This is a genomic window from Nocardia sp. NPDC003345, from assembly GCF_053589395.1.
In genome coordinates, this window is sequence record NZ_JBSFRU010000486.1 from 1 (window position 1) to 3,254 (window position 3,254).

A 3,254-nucleotide genomic window follows, 5' to 3' on the forward strand; every position below is an offset into this window, starting at 1 on the left:
TCTTCCTTTCTTGCTTTCCGGTCTCGAAGCGCATGTGGCGAAGCCACGAGTCTCGAGCGCTGACAGCAGACGCTAAAGGGGCCGAACCCCGCGCGGCGAAGCCGCGCCAATAAACACAGGAACATTTCCCCCCCACGGGCGCGTTTCAGCAGGCATCGGTGGTTCTGGCATAATCGACCGCCGTGCGTCTGCGAATCACGCAGGCAATCCCGCCTGAAGTCGGTTCCGGTTCACGTCCGAGATATCGGACGACCCGGCGACCAATATCGAGAGGACATCCATGAAGGCAGGAATCCACCCGGCCTACGTCGACACCACTGTCGTCTGTGGTTGCGGTAATACCTTCCAGACCCGTTCCACCAAGGAATCCGGGCACATCACCGTCGAGGTCTGCTCGCAGTGCCACCCGTTCTACACGGGCAAGCAGAAGATCCTCGACACCGGTGGTCGTGTGGCCCGCTTCGAGGCCCGCTACGGCAAGCGTGCCAAGAAAGCCGACGCCAGCTAGCTTTCCCGCCAACGCCCGGCCCTGCCACGCAGGCCGGGCGTTGGCGTTTTTGTGCCCCTTGCCGCGTCGTCCTGCCGAGTAGGAGCCCTGTGATGGCCGAGAAAACCGCACCGTCCGTTATCGACGATGTGCTGGCCGAATACGCCGGACTGGAAACCCAGCTGGCGGATCCGGCGCTGCACAACGACCCGGGCGCGGCCCGCCGGGTGGGGAAGCGGTTCGCCGAACTGGCTCCGGTGATGACCACCTACAAGAAGCTCACAACCGTCCGCGACGATCTGGAGGCGGCGCGGGAACTCGCCGCCGACGATCCGGCCTTCGCGGCGGAGATTCCCGGACTCGAGGAACAGCTGGAAGAGCTGGAGAAACAGCTCGCCGATCTGCTGGCACCGCGCGATCCGCACGACGGCGACGATGTGGTGCTGGAAGTGAAATCCGGCGAAGGGGGTGAGGAATCCGCGCTGTTCGCCGCCGACCTCGCCCGCATGTACATCCGCTATGCCGAGCGTCACGGCTGGAAGGTCGAGGTGCTCGACGCCGCGATCTCCGATCTCGGCGGCTACAAGGAAGCGACCCTGTCCATCAAGAGCCGCGACGCCGCCCGCGACGGGGTCTGGTCGCGGTTCAAATTCGAAGGCGGCGTGCACCGGGTGCAGCGCGTGCCGGTCACCGAATCGCAGGGCCGTGTGCACACCTCCGCGGCCGGGGTACTGATCTACCCCGAGCCCGACGAGGTGGAAGAGGTGCAGATCGACGAGGGCGATCTCCGCATCGACGTCTACCGCTCCTCCGGAAAGGGCGGCCAGGGCGTCAACACCACCGACTCCGCGGTCCGCATCACCCATCTGCCCACCGGCATCGTCGTGACCTGCCAGAACGAACGATCCCAGTTGCAGAACAAGGCCCGCGCCATGCAGGTGCTGGCCGCCCGCCTGCAGGCCCTCGCCGAGGAACAGGCCGAGCAGGAAGCCGCGCAGGGCCGCGCCAGCCAGATCCGCACGGTCGACCGCTCCGAACGCATTCGCACTTACAACTTCCCGGAGAACCGCATCGCCGATCACCGCATCGGCTACAAGTCGCACAATCTCGACTCGGTCCTCAACGGCGATATGGACGCACTTCTCGATGCTCTGGCCACGGCGGACCGCGCCACCCGAATGGAAGGGTGAGCCCTCCCACAGACAGCGGAGGCTCCCCGGCCGCCGAACCGCCCCTCGCTTCCCGGCAGGTCCGCGGCGGGCGCGATAATCGGCGCGTGACCGGTGTTCAACTGCGCCCCGTACTCGCCGAGGCGACCGAATCGCTGCGAGCGGCCGGGGTGGCCAGCCCGCGAGCCGATGCCGAGCAACTGGCCGCGTATGTGCTGGGTGTGCCGCGATCGAGGTTGCTACTGGCCCCGCTGATCGAACCCGACCGGCTCGGCACCTTCCATGAGCTGATCGCCCGCCGCGCGTCCCGCGAACCCCTTCAGCATCTGACAGGGGAGTCTTATATCGGCGAGATCGAGCTGGAAGTAGGACCGGGGGTCTTCATCCCCCGTCCGGAGACGGAACTGCTCTTCGCCTGGGCGCTGGCCCGGCTCGGTGCGGTCGGGGCCGGCCACACGCCGCTCGTCGTCGACCTGTGCACGGGCTCCGGTGCGCTGGCGCTCGCACTCGCCCACGCCCGCCCCGACGCGGAAGTCCACGCCGTGGAACTCGACCCGGACGCCCTGAACTGGGCCCGCCGCAACGCCGACCGTCGCGCCGCCGCCGGCGACACCCCGATCAACCTCCATCATGCCGATGTCACCGACCCCGGCCTGCTCACCGAACTCGACGGGCGGGTCGACATCGTGGTGGCCAACCCGCCCTACATCCCCGAAGGCGCGGAACTCTCGCCCGAAGTGGCCGACCACGACCCACATCGCGCGCTGTTCTCCGGGGCGGACGGGTTGGATGTGATCCGGCATCTGGTTCCCCTGATCGGCCGGCTGCTGCGGGCGGGGGGCGGGATGGCGGTCGAGCACGATGACAGCAACGGCGGGGAATTCGCCCGGTTGCTGGTGGCGGATGGTCGGTTCGTCGAGGTCACCGAGCATCCGGATCTGGCGGGTAAGCCTCGGTTTGTTTCGGCGGAGGTGCCGGTGGGGTGAGGGGGCGCGAAAGGTGGGGGAGGGGTGTCGCAAACGTGGGGTGGCGGGCGTGCTCGGTTAGGTGAGGGGGCTTCACCGGCCAAAAGGGGCGGGTCGATGTCGTATGCGAGGGGTGGGTGGGTTTTGTTGCCGAGGAGGGTTGGTGGTCTTGACCTCTGAGGGGAGGAGGTGACTTCACCAGTGAAGGTGGGGGTGGTTTTGCTTGCGTAGGTGCGGGGGTGGTCTTGCTCGTGAGGGTGGGGAGGTGGTTTTGCTCGGGAAGGTGGGCAGGTGGCCCTTGCTCGCGATGGTGGGGAGGCGATCTTGCTCGTGGGGGTGGGAAGGCGACCTTGCTCGTGGGAGTGGGGAGGCGACCTTGCTCGTCAAAGTGGGGAAGTGGCTTGATGTGTAAGGGGCTTGCATGTGTCAGGGAGGAGGTGACCCTGCTTGCCGAGGAGGAGGTGACCTCACTCGCCAAAGTGAGATAGGTGTCCCTGCTCGCCAAGGTGCTGTGTTTTTTGGCGCGCCTCCGGCGCGCGGGGTTCGGCCCTCTAAGCGTCTGCTGTCAGCGCTCGAGACTCGCGGCCTCCCCCCGTCGCCTCTGAGCCTCAGAGCACAAGACTGCACTCAAGT

Annotated in this window: 3 protein-coding genes; all 3 read left to right on the forward strand. The window is 66.8% G+C overall.

Going from position 1 to position 3,254, the window contains the following annotated elements:
• Positions 1–280: 280 nt before the first annotated feature.
• The 3 genes from rpmE to prmC all read left to right on the forward strand — a co-directional run bounded on the left by rpmE (position 281) and on the right by prmC (position 2,642).
• Positions 281–508: a 50S ribosomal protein L31 gene (gene rpmE / locus ACWDU1_RS31010; protein ID WP_450003928.1), complete on the forward strand. Its 228-nt coding sequence runs from the start codon at positions 281–283 to the stop codon at positions 506–508.
• 92 nt (positions 509–600) lie between these two features.
• A complete protein-coding gene (gene prfA, locus ACWDU1_RS31015; protein WP_450003930.1) occupies positions 601–1,677 on the forward strand; it encodes a peptide chain release factor 1 in 1,077 nt (358 codons plus the stop codon).
• A gap of 86 nt (positions 1,678–1,763) precedes the next feature.
• Positions 1,764–2,642 (forward strand): peptide chain release factor N(5)-glutamine methyltransferase, encoded by an 879-nt coding sequence (gene prmC, locus ACWDU1_RS31020; RefSeq protein WP_450003932.1) that lies wholly within the window; start codon positions 1,764–1,766, stop codon positions 2,640–2,642.
• Positions 2,643–3,254: the final 612 nt, after the last annotated feature.

What these genes read in the sequence shown, in the direction of transcription:
- rpmE (WP_450003928.1), top strand. Translation starts at nt 281, where the DNA reads ATGAAGGCAGGAATCCACCCGGCCTACGTCGACACCACTGTCGTCTGT.
- prfA (WP_450003930.1), top strand. Translation starts at nt 601, where the DNA reads ATGGCCGAGAAAACCGCACCGTCCGTTATCGACGATGTGCTGGCCGAA.